Source organism: Roseofilum acuticapitatum BLCC-M154 (assembly GCF_030068475.1).
Lineage (GTDB): Bacteria > Cyanobacteriota > Cyanobacteriia > Cyanobacteriales > Desertifilaceae > Roseofilum > Roseofilum acuticapitatum.
In genome coordinates this window covers 32,617-50,420 of the sequence record NZ_JAQOSP010000116.1, presented here as the reverse complement: position 1 = coordinate 50,420, position 17,804 = coordinate 32,617, and the positions used below count along the sequence as shown (strand labels likewise).

Sequence of the window (17,804 nt, the reverse complement as noted above, 5' to 3'; positions counted from 1 at the left end):
CTTTATTACTCATAACTCATAACTCATGACTCATTTAATTGCTTTCGGGATAAACAATCTCGCCTTGATTATCTGTCCGGTACACCCAACTGCGACGGGAATTTTTGACCACCACTCGCCAGCCTTCTAGCTCTTCTGCTGGGCATTCGGTATTCCAAAATTGCAGCCCTAAACAGTGATTAGACCAAATTTGCGGAGTAGCTTCTACGACTTCTAGGGTACGCATGGGTAACCTACGGCGACGGGCCAAATCTTTGAAGACGGCTTGCCTGACTGATGTTGGTAATCCTTCTATGGTTCCAGCCGCAGATCCCTCGATCGCTTGCCGAACAATAGAGCCATTGCGATTGGTGCGATAGTTCCAAGTTTTACCCAGAGAATTGCTAATGACCGTAATTTGCCAACCGGGAATGGCGATCGCCGTGCAATTATTGCCTCCTAAGCCTAAGCAAGTATCGGGCCAAGTTTGGGGAAGGGCTTGTTGAAATGCCAAAGAATCGATGGGTTGTTGAGACTCTTCAGCCGCCGCTTTTAGGACAATTTCCTGTAAAAATAGGGGAAAAGCAATCTCTTCGGGGATAGCTTCCATTCGCCTAATTTGTCCCTGAACATCGGTGCGATAAGCCCAGTTTCGAGACCCATCGGATAGGACAATGCGCCATCCGGGAAGGATTTGCTGACCGCAGAATTCCCCAGGACTCGCCAATCCTAGGCAGGTATCGGGCCATTCTTGGCGACTGGCTTGCACAAAGGAAAGGCGATCGGGATGTACGCCTAATTCAAGGCTCAAATCCCAACGAACGGCATCAACTAAAAATTGCGGAACCCTCTGAATTTTATCAGAATTAATGGGGATATCTTGAGCCAGTACAGGAAAAGAAAATGCAGGGTTTGTTAACAGGGGATTCACCCCAATCAAACTCGCAAATACTATCCCCCATACATCAATTTTGAACTGAGACATAGATCTTAAACGCTTCACGCTGATAATTGGTCATTGGTCATTGGCGATTTCCCCATTCCCCCACATCCCCACAGCCCTGATTCAGGGTTAATTATTAATTGACTTCACGACTCTTAAACGCTGCGTAATCATAGTAATGCCATCCCCACGAATTAATACGGCTGAAATCCATCTTGGTTCGGGAATAACAGGAGCCGTTCCTAATTTGAATAAACCGCCAGCCGAGAGTAACTCCAAATCGATGGATTCAGATTCCAGATAATTGTCCACGTTGATCGGCTCTTCTAGAACAGCACCTAAGAGAACATCATTCCCTAAAGGCTCTTGAACGATCGCATCTACACTAAACCTTTGACCAATTAAAACCTGTTCAGGAAGCAGAAAATCAACGGTGGGGGGATTATTTCCAGAGGTTAAAATGGTGCGTTCGGAGAGAATTTCTTGTTGGACTAACTTTTGGTTTTCGAGTCGTTGTCGGGAGCGAATTTCCGATCGCATATCCATCGATCGCCCCATCATCATTTTTTGACCCTGTATTTTAGTCACCGTTTCCGCGATCCAAGCATTACCCTCTTGTTTCCAGGACTCGATTTCGGTGCTGTAGCGAATCTGGCTATAATCCTGCCAAAATCCCGCTAACACTTCTGCCAGACTAGAGCGGGTTAAGCCATCGTCACTCTTGAACTGGCGATCGTAAAAGGCTAAAACCCCTTCTAAGTTCTGTTGACTGGCATTACTGTCAATTTGCTCGATCACTTGTTTGAGTTCATTGGGTACGGTTTCAGCCGCTTGTACCCCCACCCCAGTCGTGACGATGGAGAGACTCAACAGCAGGGTAGCCCAAAGGCGACTACCGGGTAATGTTGCCCATCGTCTCTGGTGGCTGGAAATAGTATTTATCATATTCTTGCTCATGGATTGACCTATCTAAAAATAATGTCTCAACCTTTGCCCTCATCCCCCAACCCCTTCTCCCACAGGAGAAGGGGGGAAAGTAAGGAGAAGGTAAAACGGTTTATGGGAAAATAACGGATTAGCAGAAACTGCCCGCAAAACCCTATTACTATACTCTAGAGTACCTGATTCAGATATAGCTCCTTTATGTCAAACTCACCCTTGAAACTCTTAATTGCCGCTAGTGGAACTGGTGGGCATTTGTTTCCCGCTTTAGCAGTTGCTGGGCAACTTGAGAACTGCCAGATTGAATGGTTGGGGGTTCCCAACCGCTTAGAAACCGAGTTAGTCCCTAGTCAATATCCCCTACATACGATCGCCGTTGAAGGCTTTCAGGGTGGCTTAAGTCTCAAGAGTCTTAGAGTGTTGCAAGGGCTGGTGAGTTCCATTGGAGTCTGTCGTCGGTTGCTGAAAACTGGTGGATTTCAAGGGGTGTTTACTACTGGAGGGTATATTGCTGCTCCCGTTATTCTAGCGGCGCGATCGCTCAATTTACCCGTTCTCCTTCATGAGTCGAACGCCTTACCCGGTAAAGTTACGCGCCTTCTGGCTCCCTGGTGTACCACAGTAGCCGTAGGGTTTGAAGCCGCCCAAAGTTATCTCAAGGGAGCCAATGTCGTGACGATGGGGACTCCCGTGCGTGCCGATTTTCTGAATCCCCAACCCCTCACCCTAGATATTCCTGAAGATGCCCCCCTTATTGTGGTGGTTGGGGGATCTCAAGGCGCTGTTGCGGTGAATCAATTGGTGCGCCAAGCCGCGCCAGAGTGGTTAGATCAAGGTGTGGTAGTCGTTCATTTAACGGGGAATAATGATCCCGAAGCGAACAATCTTCAGCATCCGCGCTATTTAACCCTACCGTTTTACGATAATATGGGCGCTTTACTCCATCGAGCGAGTTTAGTGATTAGTCGTGCTGGAGCTGGAACATTGACGGAATTGGCGATCGCCAAAACACCCGCACTACTCATTCCCTATCCCTACGCTGCCGACGATCATCAAACCTATAACGCCCGGATTTTCGTCCAAGCCGGAGCCGCACAACTCTTTGAGCAAAACCAACTCACGGCTGAAACCCTAAAAAAAGCCGTCTCTCAACTGCTTCAATCTCCAGAAACCCTAGAGAAAATGTCACAAGCCATGGCTGCCCTTGCTCAACCCGACAGTGCCCAGCAGTTAGCCCAATTAATCCTGAGCATGATGCGCCCCTTAACTTAGTTGGTCACTGCAACCAAAAACTGTTCGCGAGCCTCCTGCCTTACCTGTCCATTCATGATCGCAAACTGCAATTGCATAAATGCCCGGAAATCTTCCACATCATACTTGTGGCTCAAATTGGCTCGCAGTTTTTCTTCTGCATCCAGGCTCAGATAGCCAACGGTTAGACTTTGTTGAACAATATCTCGAATTAACATAAGATTGCTTCACTCCGGTAGTAGTAGATGACCCGATGGGTAGGGTTTGCCTTCACAAAGGCTCAGTCGGTTGACTGAGCTGCCATCACAGTATTGACTTTAGATTTTATTAAGATTTGAACATCATAACCGCAAATTTACAAAATTTGCTAGTTTTCCCTAAAAGTTTTGAACTTTTTTGATTTCTTGCTTACATAAGTGTACTTAATCCTCAAATGCTGACTACAGCTTTAGAATTCTAGATTCCGCAAACCCACGGATATTTTTACAAAACTTCATGAAGATAAGTTAAATTCTCTGGCTTCTACTGACCGACAGACCCCCCAACCCAGGCCATAGCCCCGCAAAATTCCAGAGAACGGGCCGACCCATCCCAGATTGTGTCAAAATAGTCAAACAGTAAAGAATGACCCCGCAGGAGTTTAACTCGTGGAATCTCGCTATAATCCAGTTGAAATCGAGGAAAAATGGCAACAAACCTGGGCAGAACAAGGAGTAGACACCACACTGACCGACCCAGAGAAACCTAAATTCTACGCCCTTTCCATGTTTCCCTACCCTTCAGGAAACCTGCATATGGGTCACGTCAGAAACTATACAATAACTGATGTGATCGCTAGGGTCTATCGGATGCGCGGCTATCGCGTCCTGCACCCCATGGGATGGGATGCCTTTGGACTACCGGCAGAAAATGCAGCCATTGAGCGGGGCATCCATCCGGCCAAATGGACTGACCAAAATATTGCCCAGATGAAGGCAGAACTCAAGCGCTTAGGACTCTCCTACGACTGGAATCGGGAAGTCGCCACCTGTTCCCCCGACTATTACCGATGGACGCAATGGATTTTCTTACAATTCTTCCAAGCGGGTTTAGCCTACCAGAAAGAAGCAGCCGTCAATTGGGACCCCGTAGACCAAACCGTACTCGCCAATGAACAGGTAGACAGCGAGGGCAATTCCTGGCGCTCCGGAGCCAAAGTCGAGCGCAAACTCTTAAAACAATGGTTCTTGAAGATTACCGACTACGCCGAAGAACTCTTGCAAGATTTGGATAAGCTCACCGGATGGCCAGAGCGCGTGAAACTTATGCAGGCCAACTGGATTGGCAAATCCGTGGGCGCTTATCTGGAATTTCCCATTGTTGGACGCGATGACAAAATTGCCGTCTTTACCACCCGACCCGATACCGTTTATGGGGTGACCTATGTAGTCTTAGCTCCGGAACATCCCTTAACCCCCCAAGTGACCACCCCAGACCGACAGCAAGCGGTGAGTGAGTTTATCACATCCCTGGAAGGGGAGAGCGATATTGACCGCACGGCCGAAGATAAGCCGAAACGCGGCATACCCACCGGAGGACGGGCAATTAATCCGTTTACGGGGGAAGAGATTCCCATCTGGATTGCCGATTATGTGTTGTACGAGTATGGAACCGGCGCAGTGATGGGGGTTCCCGCCCATGATGTGCGCGATTTCCAGTTTGCCACTCAGCAAGAATTACCGATTAAGATTGTGATTTCCCCAACTCAAGGGGAAGTGCCGGAAAGCTTGAGCGAAGCCTATACGGAACCGGGTTATATGGTGAATTCCGGGATTTTTAACGGCGCTCCTTCCACCCAAGGCAAACAGGCAATCATTGATTATGCCCAAAGTAAGGGATATGGAAAAGCACGGGTGCAGTACCGCTTGCGGGATTGGTTGATTTCTCGGCAACGGTATTGGGGGGTTCCCATTCCTGTTATTCATTGTCCCAATTGTGGAGCGGTTCCGGTTCCCGACGAGCAACTCCCGGTACGCTTGCCGGAGGATGTGGCGTTTACGGGTAAGGGTGCGTCTCCCTTGGCGCAATTGTCAGATTGGGTGAATGTCCCTTGTCCGAGTTGCGGCACTCCGGCGAAACGGGAAACGGATACGATGGATACGTTTATTGATTCGTCTTGGTATTTCCTGCGCTATCCCGATGCGAAGAATGATGGAGCAGTGTTTGATTCGGCGAAAACCAATGATTGGATGCCGGTGGATCAATATGTGGGCGGGATTGAACATGCGATTCTCCACTTATTATATTCTCGCTTCTTTACTAAGGTTTTGCGCGATCGCGGCTTACTCAATTTCGATGAACCCTTCCAACGGTTGCTCACCCAAGGTATGGTACAGGCACTTACCTACAAAAATCCCAATACCGGCAAATATATTCGCACCGATGACATAGCCGACTTGAGCCAACCCACTGATCCCAATACTGGCGAAGCTCTCATCACCTGCTATGAGAAAATGTCCAAATCCAAATACAACGGTATCGCCCCCTTAACCGTCTTGGGTAAATACGGCGCAGATACCGCACGGATGTTTATCCTTTTCAAAGCCCCTCCCGAAAAAGACCTCGAATGGGATGATGCCGATGTAGAAGGGCAATTTCGTTTCCTCAACCGAGTTTGGCGCTTGGTGATGGAGTTCTCAGAAGCTTCTTCTGACAAGGAAGCCACTAATTCCAAAGCCGAAAAAGACCTCCGTCGCGCCATCCATACCGCCATTAAAGAAATCACCGATGACTTAGAAGGGGATTATCAGTTTAATACCGCCGTTTCCGAGATGATGAAACTCAGTAACGCCCTCAATGATGCCCTCTGTAAATCCTCTCCCGTTTACACAGAAGGCATCAAAACTTTATTGCTTTTGCTTGCGCCTTTTGCTCCCCACTTAGCAGAAGAATTATGGCAAAGTTTGGGTCATCAGGAGTCCATTCACCGTCAATCTTGGCCCATTGTCGATGAGAGCGCCCTAGTCGTCGATGAGATCACCCTCGTGATTCAAATTATGGGTAAAACACGGGGCACAATCGAAGTCCCCGCCACCGAAGATCAAGCGCTTTTAGAACAATATGCCCGCGATTCAGAAGTCGCTCAACGCTATATTGAGGGTAAGGAAGTGAAGAAGGTGATTGTTGTGCCTAAACGCAAATTAGTTAACTTTGTCGTTGCTGGTTAAGAGAGATTATGCCCTCATCCCCCAAAAAGTCCCTCTCCCATGGGAGAGGGATGGAGGGAGAGGGCTTTCTAAGGGAGGATAAAATGATGATCGTAGCTCCAAAAATTGCCCATTTCAACCTTGAAGAATATCATCAAATGATCGAGAGTGGTATATTCAAGGAACGCAGGGTAGAATTGATTAATGGACTGATTATAGAAATGTCTCCTCAAGGCACGGAACACGCTTATTTTGAAGAAAATTTAGCGAAAAAATTGGAACGGCTAATCGCAGGACGAGCCTATGTCCGAGAAGCTAAACCGATTACCTTATCGACATCGGAACCAGAACCCGATATTGTGGTCGCAAAGTTGCCGCGATCGCAATATATCGACCATCACCCTTTTCCCCAGGATATCGAGCTAGTTGTTGAAGTATCCAAGGCAACTCGAAGTTACGATATGTCCGCAAAAAAAGAACTCTATGCCCAAGAAAATATCCCAGAATATTGGATTGTGGATATTAACTCTAGAATAGTAATAGTTTATCGCTTTCCTCAAGGAAATGACTATCGAGACAGGCAGGATTTTTCAGTCACAGAAGAAGTCACCCCCTTGGCATTTCCCGATCTTTCAATTCCTGTATCCGATATTTTTGTCATCTGAAAATGATCAAATTTCATAAAGGAAAATTCTTATTTAAATCAGAAGCCTTGCTTGAGGAGTTTATCTGGCTGCATCTACCTCAGCTCCTAGATTTAAATCCGGTGGCTAAACAATATTACATTAATGACAAAAATCGATCGGATATTTTAGCCGTTGATGCACAAAACCGATTAGCGATTATCGAACTGAAAAATAGCGGAGGTAAAGCAAGCCTCAATCAGTTACTGCGATACAAAAAAGCATTAATGCGCCATCCTCCTGACGGTGAAGAATTTGCACCAGTGGACTGGAAACAAGAGTTTTCTTTAATTTCAATTGCTGCTGATTTTTCGACTCCGGCTAAAGAGTATGCTGCTCATAACATGCCGAATAGCTTACTGTTACAATATGAAATCGATCGCACGAAAGACAACCGTTATTGTCTGATTTTGCGAGATTTGGACGGAAAAGTCTATCGCAAACAAGACATTGAAGTGGATGAAGATTCCCTATTTGATTCTTTGCCACCCTTTTTTCAAGCCTATTTACTGACACAGCCAGAGATTAAAGATAGAATTTTGGAAATTATTCAGAAGATTCTGGATTATGATCCCAGGATTCAATTTGAGGCTGAGGCCAATCGCTATTATGATACCAAAGATCTGAAATTTGGCAAGTTTAACAAGCAAGGAAAAATGAGTCACCAAAAAACTTGCGCCCATTTCAGCTATTATTGTGGCCCAAAAGATCAAGAAAAAAGATTATCTCTTGTTGTTCACTTGCCAACTATGTGGATTATTCCAAAACGAGCGAATTTAAGAAATAGAAGATTTCAAAGAAGTAGAATACTGGGTGGAATTAGCATCCAAACAGATGACTTTTATCGTGCGACAAAGGTAACTGACTATAATACGTGGATGAGTAATTACTTGAATACACAATTAAGATATTCGTTTAAAAAACATGAAACATATTATTCTTTTGAAGACTACTATATGAATTACCGAAAACAGATTAAATCTCGTCAGAAGCTGAGACCTATAACTCATGATGATTTTAAGTCCGTCGATAGCGTAATTGAAATGGCGTTAGAGGATTGGTCAGTGCGATAGGAAAATCGAAAGGAGGATGAAATGACCATTATAGCTCCAAAAATTGCCCATTTCAGCGTTGAAGAATACCATCACATGATCGAGAGTGGCATCCTTGTAATTCCTGTATCCGATATTTTTGTGATTTAATGTTGCCTCTTTACTCTTTTCCTCCGTTACTAAAGACATTTTTCAAAGATACTCCTAACCATCCTTCAAAGTTTTTCAATTGCAGGGATGAAGGGTTCGGTAAAGGGGCAATATAATAAGAAGTAGGTTTGGGTTCGGCTAGGGTGACGATTAGGGTTTTGAGTTGATCTCCATGGAAGAGGGTTAGGGTAATGGAATCTCCGGGATTATAGTCTTTTAAGCGGTGATTGAGATCGTCTGCACTGACGCGCAACCCGTCTAAGGCTAACAGTTCATCTCCCGCATCAATGCCGATATTATAGGCAGGAGAATCAAGTTCTACATATTTAACAACTGTCATGCCATGTTCAGATTTAACGGTGATACCTAGATGGGGAATATCGAGAGATTTAATCTCAGCTTTGAGTTGCAAGCCAAAGGGTTTTAGATAGGTGTTGAATTCTAGATCTTGAGTGGTGTTTAGAGCAGTATGGAAGAATTTTTCTAGGGGAATATGGGCAATGGATTCGATGGTGGCTTGCAGTTGTTCTGGAGTATAACCGGTTTCGGTTTTGCCGAATTTTTCCCACATTTGTATCATGACATCATCGAACGATCGCAGATTTTCATGGTGAGCGCGAATCATCAGATCGAGAATGAAGGAGACTAACTCGCCTTTGAGATAGTAAGACATCTGATTATTGCGACTGTTGGCATCAGAGCGATAGAGCTTAATCCAAGCATCAAAACTCGATTCGTGCAGGGGTTGAATCCAACGCCCAGGGGTGTTTTGATAGCGGGTGATTTCTTTGCTCAGTTCGTTCAAGAAATGGCGAGCATCATAAATTCCGGCTCGCAGGGGAATGATCATATCATAGTAGGAGGTTGCCCCTTCACAAAACCACAGAGATGAGGTGTAGTTTTCTTGGGTATAGTCGTAGGTTTCTAGTCCAATAGGACGCAGGCGTTTGACGTTCCAGAGGTGGAAAAATTCATGGGCAACCAGTTGCATGAAGGAGGCGTATTTTTCGCGATCGCGGAAACTGAAGCGGTCGAAAATTAGGGAACAGGAGTCTCTATGTTCCAAGCCGCCCCGACTTCGAGCCAGGTGGAGGATGAAGAGGTAGCGATCGTAGGGGAGTCCGCCAAAGAGTTCTGATTCAACATGGATGATTTTTTCAATATCATGAATGGCTTTTTCGGCAAGCAGATTACCTTGTCCCCAAACGGCTAATTCATGGTTTTTGTTGAGGGTTTGAAAATGATAGATGGCATGAGCGCCTATTTCAAAGGGACTATCAACTAGATGATCGAAATTATGGGCTTGAAATGTGGACGTTTTTCCGGCAACTTTGGGGAGGGCGGTGCTAATGTTCCAAGTGGGATCGGGAAGAACAATTTTGACTTTAATGGGGGTTTGTTCCTTGCCCAGAACTTGGAAAAATAGGCAAGTACCGTTAAAATAGCCATGGGAAGCATCTAAATGGCTTGTACGAACAGTGAGTTCATTGGCATAGATGCGATAAGAAATAAAAAGTTCTGAATTATTTTTGGTATTAATTTGCCAATGATTTTTACTCTTTTTGTGATAAAATAAGGCATTTCTTTCTCTGTCATGAACCTGAAAGTCTTGTAAATTTTTAGCATATTCCCGGATAAGATAAGAGCCAGGACTCCAAACGGGAAAGAGCAGGTCAAGTTGGTCAGCTTGCCAAGCAGAAATATGTAGGCTCACTTCATAGAAGTGATTGCTGGGTTGAGGCATACTGACTTGATAGAAGAGCGCTACTTGAGCGTTATCAGAGAGGGTGGTTTGAGACATAGAAACTTGAGTCATGAATGATTTAAGGGCAGATAAGAATAGACATCAGGAGATAGATTTAAGCCATGCCAGCTAAATGCTTGAGTTGCTTTTTATTCATTAAACACAGTCGGTTTTTGTCCGCATCGATCGCAATCCATTTTTTTTCTTGGAGCTTTTCCATAATTTTCTGAGTTTCCTGTAAACCAATATCGGAGACATCCGCCAAATCTTGAAAGTCTGCATTAAAAATGACTACGCCTTGCTGAGTATCCGTGCCATAGTCTTCGGCTAACCGCACCAAGGTATTAGCCAGTTTAACGGCTGGTGGTTGGTTTCGCAGTTGAAAGCGGACATTATTTTGACGCAGACGGCGAACCATTAATTGCAACATGCGATGATGGAGCTGGGAATCATTAAACAGAGCTTGAATAAAACGCTGGGCCGATACACTCACTAGGTTTACCGGACAGAGGGCAATCACATCAGTCGATCGCGGAGATTCATCTAAAATCGCCATTTCGCCAAAAAAGTTGCCCGGGCCGAGGATGGCGATCGTCATATCATTCTTATCCGACAGACGGCGGACTTTGACCCAACCAGAGACAATGAAAAACACCGCATTTCCCCAGGCATCTTCCATTAACACCGCTCGTTGGGCTGGATATTCGTGTTCTTGGGCAATGGACAATAGGCGATCGAGGGTCTCCGGGTTGGCGGTATTGAATAGGGGAAATCGTTCACTAAATTCTTCAGTAGTCAACATGAAAGGCGTTGGCATTAAGCTTAACAGAAGGGGTTAGAGGTCGGCCCAGGGTTGGGGAAGTACAGGATAGAGAAGATTTCGGATCGGCTGAGTTTGGCTAGAGCTGCTCCGAGTCCTAATCGTTCTATCCTACGTTAATTCTATCGGTTGGTGGGCAGTAGGACACGACGGAATAGAGGAGAAAGAGCCGCCCAGATCCAATGAAAATGTTTAGGAATGTTGCAAAACTTCAAATTTGCGCTAGGATAATCGTTAAAGTCACCGTGAATTGCCGAGGACTACCTCTTGAGTGGATCAAACGGCACGAAAGCGGTGCATTATCAACTGGTTAGAGAGAGCAGCAAAGCTGTTGTAGCCTTGTGTAGCTGATCTAAATCCTGCGATCCACTGATTGAAAAACTCCATGGGCAATAAGCCAACGATTGCGATCGCCCACTTGGGCTGTGAAAAAAACCGAATCGACACCGAACATATGCTCGGTTTGCTCGTTGAAGCAGGCTACGGCGTTGATTCAAACGAAGAGTTAGCCGATTATGTCATTGTTAACACCTGTAGTTTTATCCAACAGTCTCGACAAGAATCGGTTCAAACCCTCGTCGAACTCGCAGAGGCTGATAAAAAAATCGTGATTACGGGCTGTATGGCCCAACATTATCAACAAGACCTACTCGATGCCCTACCGGAAGCGGTAGCGGTGGTGGGGACAGGAGATTATCAGAAAATTGTAGAGGTGATGGAGAAGGTGCAAGGAGGCGAACGGGCGATCGCCGTTTCCAGCAACCCCACCTACATCGCCGACCACCAAACCCCCCGTTATCGGACAACAACCGAAGGGGTGGCCTATCTGAGAATTGCCGAAGGATGCGATTATAAATGCGCGTTTTGCATTATTCCCCACCTGCGTGGAAAGCAGCGATCGCGCCCCATCGAATCCATCGTTGCTGAAGCCCACCGGTTAGCGGATGAAGGGGTTCAAGAACTGGTCTTGATCTCCCAAATTACCACCAATTACGGAGCTGACCTCTATGGAAAGCCAGCACTGGCTCAACTCCTGAGAGCGCTCGGACAGGTGGATGTTCCTTGGATTCGGATGCACTATGCCTATCCCACTGGCTTTACCCCAGAGGTGATTGCCGCCATCCAAGAAACCCCCAACATCCTCCCCTATCTCGATTTACCTCTGCAACACTCCCATCCAGATATTCTTCGGGCTATGAATCGCCCTTGGCAAGGTCAGGTCAACGATCAAATCATCGAGAACCTGAAACAAGCGATCCCTAATGGAGTCTTCCGAACGACTTTTATTGTCGGTTTTCCGGGTGAAACCCAAACCCACTTCGATCACTTGTGTGACTTTGTAGAGCGTCATCAATTCGATCATGTCGGCGTATTTGCCTTCTCTCCCGAAGAAGAAGCCCCCGCTTCTAGTTTTGAAAACCCAGTTCCAGAACTCGTCAAACAAGAACGTCGAAATCAACTGATGGAGCGACAACAACCCATTTCCCTGAAGCGAAATCAGGCAGAAATTGGCAAAACAGTCCAGGTGCTAGTGGAAGGAACCTTCCCAGACACCCAAGATTTAATCGGTCGCTCTGCCCGATTTGCCCCAGAAGTTGATGGCGTGGTTTATGTCAGACCCCAAGACGATTCGGAACCCCTAGGAAAACTCATTGGGGTCAAGATTACAGATGCGGATGCCTATGACCTCTATGGCGATTGGGTTTAGAGCAATACCTCGACTAATAACCCTCGCCTTCGGGCGTTAACTCACGTTGACATCGGACGTAAAATTTCCATTCATACTAAGGAGTATTAATGACTGTTTCATTTCAAGACCTCGGAATTTCTGAAAATCGTGCCCAATACCTAGAAAGCATTGGGTTTGTTGAACCCACAGAAATTCAAATCAAAGCCATTCCCCATCTACTTCAGAATCAAGATGTGGTTGGCCAAGCGCAAACGGGAACCGGTAAAACCGCAACCTTTGCCCTACCGATTTTAGAGCGCCTCGATCTTGAGGCCCGCAACCCCCAAGCCCTGGTTCTGACTCCAACGCGGGAATTAGCAGAACAAGTCCGCAAAGCCATTCGTGATTTAACCGGAGATAAACGGATTCGGGTGAGTGCTATCTATGGTGGGCAGTCCATTGAGCGCCAGATCCAACGGCTCAGAAATGGAGTGCATATCGTGGTAGGAACTCCAGGACGGGTGATTGATTTACTCGATCGCCAAGAATTAACCCTCCAAGACCTCTCTTGGGTGGTCTTAGATGAAGCCGATGAAATGCTGAATATGGGCTTTATCCAAGATGTGGAGAAAATCTTATCCCAAGTGCCCACGGAGCGACAAACCGCTTGTTTCTCTGCCACTATGCCCCCCTCCATTCGCTCCCTAGTGCAACGGTTCCTGAAATCTCCCATTACGGTGACCGTGGAGCGTACCAAAGCGGCTCCGGTTCATATTGAGCAAATTGCCTATATGATTCCGCGAGGATGGACGAAACAACGGGCCCTACAACCGATTCTAGAAATGGAAAGCCCGGATTCAGCGATTATCTTTGTGCGTACCCGTCGCCAAGCGGCTGAATTAACCAGTCAACTGCAATCGGCTGGCTATAGTGTGGATGAGTATCATGGAGATTTGAGCCAATCCCAACGGGAGCGGTTAATGACTCGCTTCCGCCATCGTCAGGTGCGTTGGGTGGTGGCAACCGATATTGCGGCGCGAGGATTGCATGTGGACGATCTCTCCCATGTAATTAACTACGATTTACCCGATAACCTGGAAAATTATGTCCACCGTATTGGTCGGACAGGACGCGCAGGTAAGGATGGTACAGCCATCTGTTTGGTACAATCCTTTGAACGCCGTAAACTGACCCAAATTGAACGCTATGTGCGTCAACGGTTAACGGTGAATCGGATTCCCACTCGCGCTCAGATTGAAGCCCGGCATATTGACCGCTTGCAAGAGCAAGTGGGTAGTGCAGTGACTGGGGAGCGGATGGCTTCCTTCTTGCCTTTGGTGGCAAAATTGAGTGAAGAAGGCTATGAACCCCATGCGATCGCGGCGGCTGCCCTGCAAATGGCTTATGATAGCACTCGTCCCGCTTGGACACAAACGGATTACGATGCCACGGAAGATGATGTTAAATACAGCACTCCTAAGCCCAAGCTGGTAAAACGCGGTAAAAGTGCATCTTCCTTGCGAGATAAGCGCGAAGATAGAGTAGGAGCAAGTGATAAATCCTAAAATGCTGCTGAATTAGTTCTAGTATAATCAGGGAGGTCTTAGTTTAAAATGATTCAAAAGCTGCCCTGGCCTTCCCTGGCTATTTTGCTTATTTCTTATACCAGTTTTGCAGCAGCCCTACCGCCCCTGAATGGCTTAAACGAATCTTCGCCCTTTTCGGCGGAGGTTCGTCTTTGGATTCTGGCAACCCTGTTAGCCCTCAGTTTTACAGCCTTGCTTACTGCTCCTTTGCGACAACTCAAGCAGGGGGTAGTGAAGGGATTTGAAAGCGATCTAGGGTTGTTTTTAGGGGTGGTCACCCTAGGCTTTTTCTCAGTATTGATTTTATCCCGAATTCATGTGTTTTATCGGGGATTTGTATTGCTCTGTGCCGGTGCATTAGCTCGCCTAGATCTACAAACCTTGGGGTTTAATGAGTGGCACGCCTTTTTTATTTTAGCCATCACCTCGGCTTTCGGCTTAATGGTCGGTGGGGTGATGGCCTATTTGAGTTAACCTAGAGGAGGCGAAAGATAAAGGGATAGCGATAGCTGGTTTCCGGTTGACTCAGGCAATGGGCGATCGCCAAAATTGGTAAGATCACGCTCATAATTTGCAACAGTCCCAACAGAGGCCAACCAATTAAAACCAGGGTTAATACGCCAAAAATGATTTCGTATAACCAGACATTAAAGTGGAAATTAAGCGATTCTTTCGCATTCTCCTTGACTACCGGATCGTCAGAGATGACCGAAATGGCGATCGGCACTCCCACCGAAACCCACAATAAACTAAAGAAAATAGAGCCTTGACATAGGGCCGAGAGTAACTTGCGCTTATCTGGATCGTACATTCTCTTCTCCAAGAACAATTGCTATATTTATGATAATCAATCCCATGGGAGAGCTTCCATACGGATTACCGTCACCTCATTCAAAAGCAACTAAACCCAAATCGTAAATTCACCCGGTACAGTCCGAAAATTAGCAGCAGTCAACTGAGTTGAATTAACCCCCTCAACAATAGCCAGAAAATCCCCCGTTTGTATATCCTTAATAATCGTTTGATTGCCCATTCCCGGCAAAATTTCCAAATCCTCAAAACGCAAACGATTCGTTAAACCGATAACATCTTCTCCCAAACGAAAATCCGTAAAGACATCCGCATCTTCCAAACGAGGGCCCCCCGTAGTGCGAGCATTGGGTGCAGCAGACGTACCCATCACAAAAATATCATTGCCTGCGCCCCCCGTTACCGTATCGCTACCATTATCCCCATAGAGAATATCATCCCCAAAATCCCCCCATAATTGGTCATTTCCTTGGCCTCCTCGAACAATATCATTTCCCTGGCCCCCATAAATCTGGTCTTCATCCCGGTTACCATTGATCTGATCGTCTCCTCGGTTGCCAAAGATGCGATCGTTATTTTGTCCCCCAAAGATCACATCATTCCCTTGGCCACCAAAGATTGCATCATCTCCTCGGTTACCCAAAATTAAATCCACTCCTTGATGGCCATAGATTTCATCGTTATCATCAACCCCATAGAGGCTATCATTACCCTCCAAACCTAAAATCAGATCGGAAAAGGGCGTTCCACCCAGAAAATCATTAAAAGGGGTTCCCGTAATGGTTGCCATAACTCTCTCTCCTCACCACCAAAACAATCGCTTATCACCCCTGCATGATCGCAAGTCTAGGGGGTATTTGTCCAGAAAAACCGACAAAGTTTAATCTTTAAGCGAGATTCTATTCCCCATTCCCTGACTTTACACAGACCAGAAACTCATTCAGGGTTTCATAGACCGATTCATGGGTATATTCATCCTCTGGATGAGGAGGTTCGCCCGGTTGCTGAAAATAGGGTTTCTCGTCGTAGAGTTGACCCCACTTAAAATCCACTTGCTTAACCAATTCATAAAGTAACTGTTGATTCTCTAAAATGGAGATAAGGATTTCCTCAAGAGCGCGTAACGGTTTGTCTAAATGTTGACTTATCTTCGCTTCATCCAGAGTGACCCAGGTTTGTAAAACCGATTGTAAACATCCAGATGAATCCGGTAAATGATTAACAATAAAACGGTTAATTGCCGTCCTCGCTTGGGCGAGTTTAGGAATAGGAGATTCCCCTTTTAAGAAATCTCCCCCTTCACGAGAGATGAGTTCGGCTAAGGAAAACTCGCGTCCCGCACGAGCATCCTGTTCGAGTTGCCGATCTTCTTGGGAGGGTTCGGGAGAAGTCATCGTAATACTCTTTTACTTTAGCTAAAATCAACACCTTGATCGAATAAACCGGTCAGGCGATCGACCTCACTTTGGGCAATATACATAGGATTTCCGGCTAAAATACCGGTCACATTACGGAAAGGTTTACCAATGTGCATTCCCTCCCCATCGATCGCAAACTCACGAATATCCTTATCATGCATCGAACCGCGCATTTTTAAAACGGTCAGTCCCCGTCGCATTTCTCCATACATTTCCACATACCTGAGTAAAATAATCGAATCTGTAATAGTGGAAATATGGGCTTCCGTAATTGAGGTTCCCCCAACCAATGTGGGCGTAGTTGAGGTAAATAATCCGGCGACTTCTTGTTGTTTAATAAAAGAAGTTAAGCCAATAATAAATTCTCGAAATCCTTTTAAGTTAGAGACCCGCTCTAGGGCAGAAAGACTATCAACAGCAACACGATTGGGTTTAAAGTCTTCAATAATTTCTTTCATCTGAATCAGATGACTGTCTAAACCCGTAGTTTCTGGATAGCGACAGACGACTCTTAACAAGCCTTCTTGTTCCATTTTTTGGAAATCTACCCCCCATCCAATTGCATTGCGATAGAGTTGTTCGCGACTCTCTTCAAAAGCAAACAGCAGACAGCGCTCGTTATTTTTAAACCCACCTACCATAAATTCGGTCACCATTAAAGTTTTCCCGGTTCCGGTAGCTCCAGAAACGAGAATAATGGAATCGCGGAAGAACCCACCCCCACACATGCGATCGAGTTCTAAGCTACCTGAACTAATCCGAATATTAGAAGAGCGTTGTTCGAGTTCGATCGCCGATAGGGGTATGATCGTAATCCCCTGTCTAGGAATGATCGTAAACGGAAATTCCCCATTCTGGTGTTCTGTGCCCCGATATTTAAGGATCTCGATGGTGCGGCGACGTTTCTCTTCACAGAGAACATTGCGTAAAATGACCACATTATCCGCCACGAATTCTTCCACCCCATAGCGACTTATTTCCCCATATTCTGAGGTACGTTCAGCCGTGAGAATAGAAGTTACTTCTAACTCTCGCAGGACGGAGGCAATTTTAAATAAGTCACTGCGAACTTGTGCATTATCACTCAAGTGAGAAAAAATGGCCCCCAAAGAGTCCATTGATACTCTTTTAGCCTTATATTTACGAATAGAAAATTCGATCCGGGCTAATAATGCACCGAGATCGTATTCCCCACTGACGATCGGTTTATCTCCAGGTTGGGGAGAAGCATCCACAAAGGCCCATTGACGATTCTCTTCCCAGTGCTGAATTTTCCAACCAAACCCGCGCATATTTTTACGGATGGCTTTTGGGGGTTCTTCAAATGTGATAAATATACCGTTGTCTCCCCGTTTAATCCCTTCAGCCAGAAATTGGGTGGCAAATACGGTTTTTGCACTCCCTGCTGTGCCCACCACTAAGGTAGCTCGGTGTTTGGGTAGTCCCCCTTGGGAGAGAAAGTCAAATCCAGGAATACCGGTTTCGAGCTTCTCAATTGCGTCTGAGTCTGAATACTTGTCTACAGTCATCTTCATGTCCGCGAAGCGGAAACAGTGTTTTGATTGCTAAGGA

Annotated in this window: 16 protein-coding genes; 7 read left to right on the top strand and 9 right to left on the bottom strand. The window is 46.0% G+C overall.

Translation table 11 applies throughout. The features are described from left to right. Nucleotides 1-34: 34 nt before the first annotated feature. Together PMG71_RS18410 and PMG71_RS18405 are read right to left on the bottom strand one after the other, a co-directional pair. A complete protein-coding gene (locus PMG71_RS18410) occupies nt 35-964 on the bottom strand; it encodes a hypothetical protein (RefSeq protein ID WP_283755179.1) in 930 nt (309 codons plus the stop codon). An 87-nt stretch (nt 965-1,051) separates the two neighbouring features. Next, nucleotides 1,052-1,879, bottom strand: a complete 828-nt coding sequence (locus PMG71_RS18405) for a hypothetical protein (RefSeq protein WP_283755178.1) — start codon at nt 1,877-1,879, stop codon at nt 1,052-1,054. A 186-nt stretch (nt 1,880-2,065) separates the two neighbouring features. Here PMG71_RS18405 and murG point away from each other — a divergent pair, with 186 nt between their 5' ends. Beyond that, entirely contained in the window at nt 2,066-3,136 is a 1,071-nt protein-coding gene (gene murG / locus PMG71_RS18400; RefSeq protein ID WP_283755177.1) for an undecaprenyldiphospho-muramoylpentapeptide beta-N-acetylglucosaminyltransferase, read from the top strand. Here the strand turns inward: murG and PMG71_RS18395 are convergent. Beyond that, nucleotides 3,133-3,333 (bottom strand): hypothetical protein, encoded by a 201-nt coding sequence (locus PMG71_RS18395; protein ID WP_283755176.1) that lies wholly within the window; start codon nt 3,331-3,333, stop codon nt 3,133-3,135. The genes murG and PMG71_RS18395 overlap by 4 nt on opposite strands. Nucleotides 3,334-3,762: 429 nt before the next feature. On the opposite strand from PMG71_RS18395, the gene leuS reads away from it, so the two are divergent. The 3 genes from leuS (at nt 3,763) to PMG71_RS18380 (ending at nt 8,056) form a co-directional block, all read left to right on the top strand. Further along, nucleotides 3,763-6,321 carry a leucine--tRNA ligase gene (leuS, locus tag PMG71_RS18390; RefSeq protein ID WP_283755175.1) on the top strand — a complete coding sequence of 853 codons (2,559 nt, stop codon included), beginning with the start codon at nt 3,763-3,765 and terminating at the stop codon, nt 6,319-6,321. 83 nt (nt 6,322-6,404) lie between these two features. Further along, nucleotides 6,405-6,965, top strand: a complete 561-nt coding sequence (locus tag PMG71_RS18385; protein ID WP_283755174.1) for a Uma2 family endonuclease — start codon at nt 6,405-6,407, stop codon at nt 6,963-6,965. 2 nt (nt 6,966-6,967) lie between these two features. Beyond that, entirely contained in the window at nt 6,968-8,056 is a 1,089-nt protein-coding gene (locus PMG71_RS18380; RefSeq protein WP_283755173.1) for a PDDEXK family nuclease, read from the top strand. Between the two features lie 139 nt (nt 8,057-8,195). Here the strand turns inward: PMG71_RS18380 and PMG71_RS18375 are convergent, their stop codons facing one another. Continuing rightward, on the bottom strand, nt 8,196-9,986 hold the full coding sequence (locus PMG71_RS18375) for a M61 family metallopeptidase (protein WP_283755172.1): 1,791 nt from the start codon (nt 9,984-9,986) through the stop codon (nt 8,196-8,198). A 58-nt stretch (nt 9,987-10,044) separates the two neighbouring features. After that, complete coding sequence (locus PMG71_RS18370) at nt 10,045-10,728, bottom strand: Crp/Fnr family transcriptional regulator (protein WP_347179330.1); 684 nt, start codon at nt 10,726-10,728, stop codon at nt 10,045-10,047. Nucleotides 10,729-11,134: 406 nt separating this feature from the next. On the opposite strand from PMG71_RS18370, the gene rimO reads away from it, so the two are divergent. From rimO to PMG71_RS18355, 3 genes are all read left to right on the top strand, one after another. Further along, entirely contained in the window at nt 11,135-12,457 is a 1,323-nt protein-coding gene (gene rimO / locus PMG71_RS18365; RefSeq protein WP_283755170.1) for a 30S ribosomal protein S12 methylthiotransferase RimO, read from the top strand. A gap of 89 nt (nt 12,458-12,546) precedes the next feature. Next, the gene (locus PMG71_RS18360) at nt 12,547-13,983 is read left to right on the top strand and encodes a DEAD/DEAH box helicase (RefSeq protein WP_283755169.1); all 1,437 of its coding nucleotides are present in this window, start codon (nt 12,547-12,549) and stop codon (nt 13,981-13,983) included. A 48-nt stretch (nt 13,984-14,031) separates the two neighbouring features. Further along, nucleotides 14,032-14,478 carry a hypothetical protein gene (locus PMG71_RS18355; RefSeq protein ID WP_283755168.1) on the top strand — a complete coding sequence of 149 codons (447 nt, stop codon included), beginning with the start codon at nt 14,032-14,034 and terminating at the stop codon, nt 14,476-14,478. 1 nt (nt 14,479) lies between these two features. On the opposite strand, the gene PMG71_RS18350 is transcribed toward PMG71_RS18355, so the two are convergent. The 4 genes from PMG71_RS18350 to kaiC all read right to left on the bottom strand — a co-directional run bounded on the left by PMG71_RS18350 (nt 14,480) and on the right by kaiC (nt 17,761). Next, nucleotides 14,480-14,815, bottom strand: coding sequence for a DUF4870 domain-containing protein (locus PMG71_RS18350; RefSeq protein WP_283755167.1), 336 nt, complete (start codon nt 14,813-14,815; stop codon nt 14,480-14,482). 90 nt (nt 14,816-14,905) lie between these two features. Beyond that, complete coding sequence (locus PMG71_RS18345) at nt 14,906-15,604, bottom strand: calcium-binding protein (protein WP_283755166.1); 699 nt, start codon at nt 15,602-15,604, stop codon at nt 14,906-14,908. A gap of 109 nt (nt 15,605-15,713) precedes the next feature. Beyond that, entirely contained in the window at nt 15,714-16,208 is a 495-nt protein-coding gene (locus tag PMG71_RS18340; protein ID WP_283755165.1) for a hypothetical protein, read from the bottom strand. 17 nt (nt 16,209-16,225) lie between these two features. Next, the gene (gene kaiC, locus PMG71_RS18335) at nt 16,226-17,761 is read right to left on the bottom strand and encodes a circadian clock protein KaiC (RefSeq protein WP_283755164.1); all 1,536 of its coding nucleotides are present in this window, start codon (nt 17,759-17,761) and stop codon (nt 16,226-16,228) included. Between the last annotated feature and the right edge of the window lie 43 nt (nt 17,762-17,804).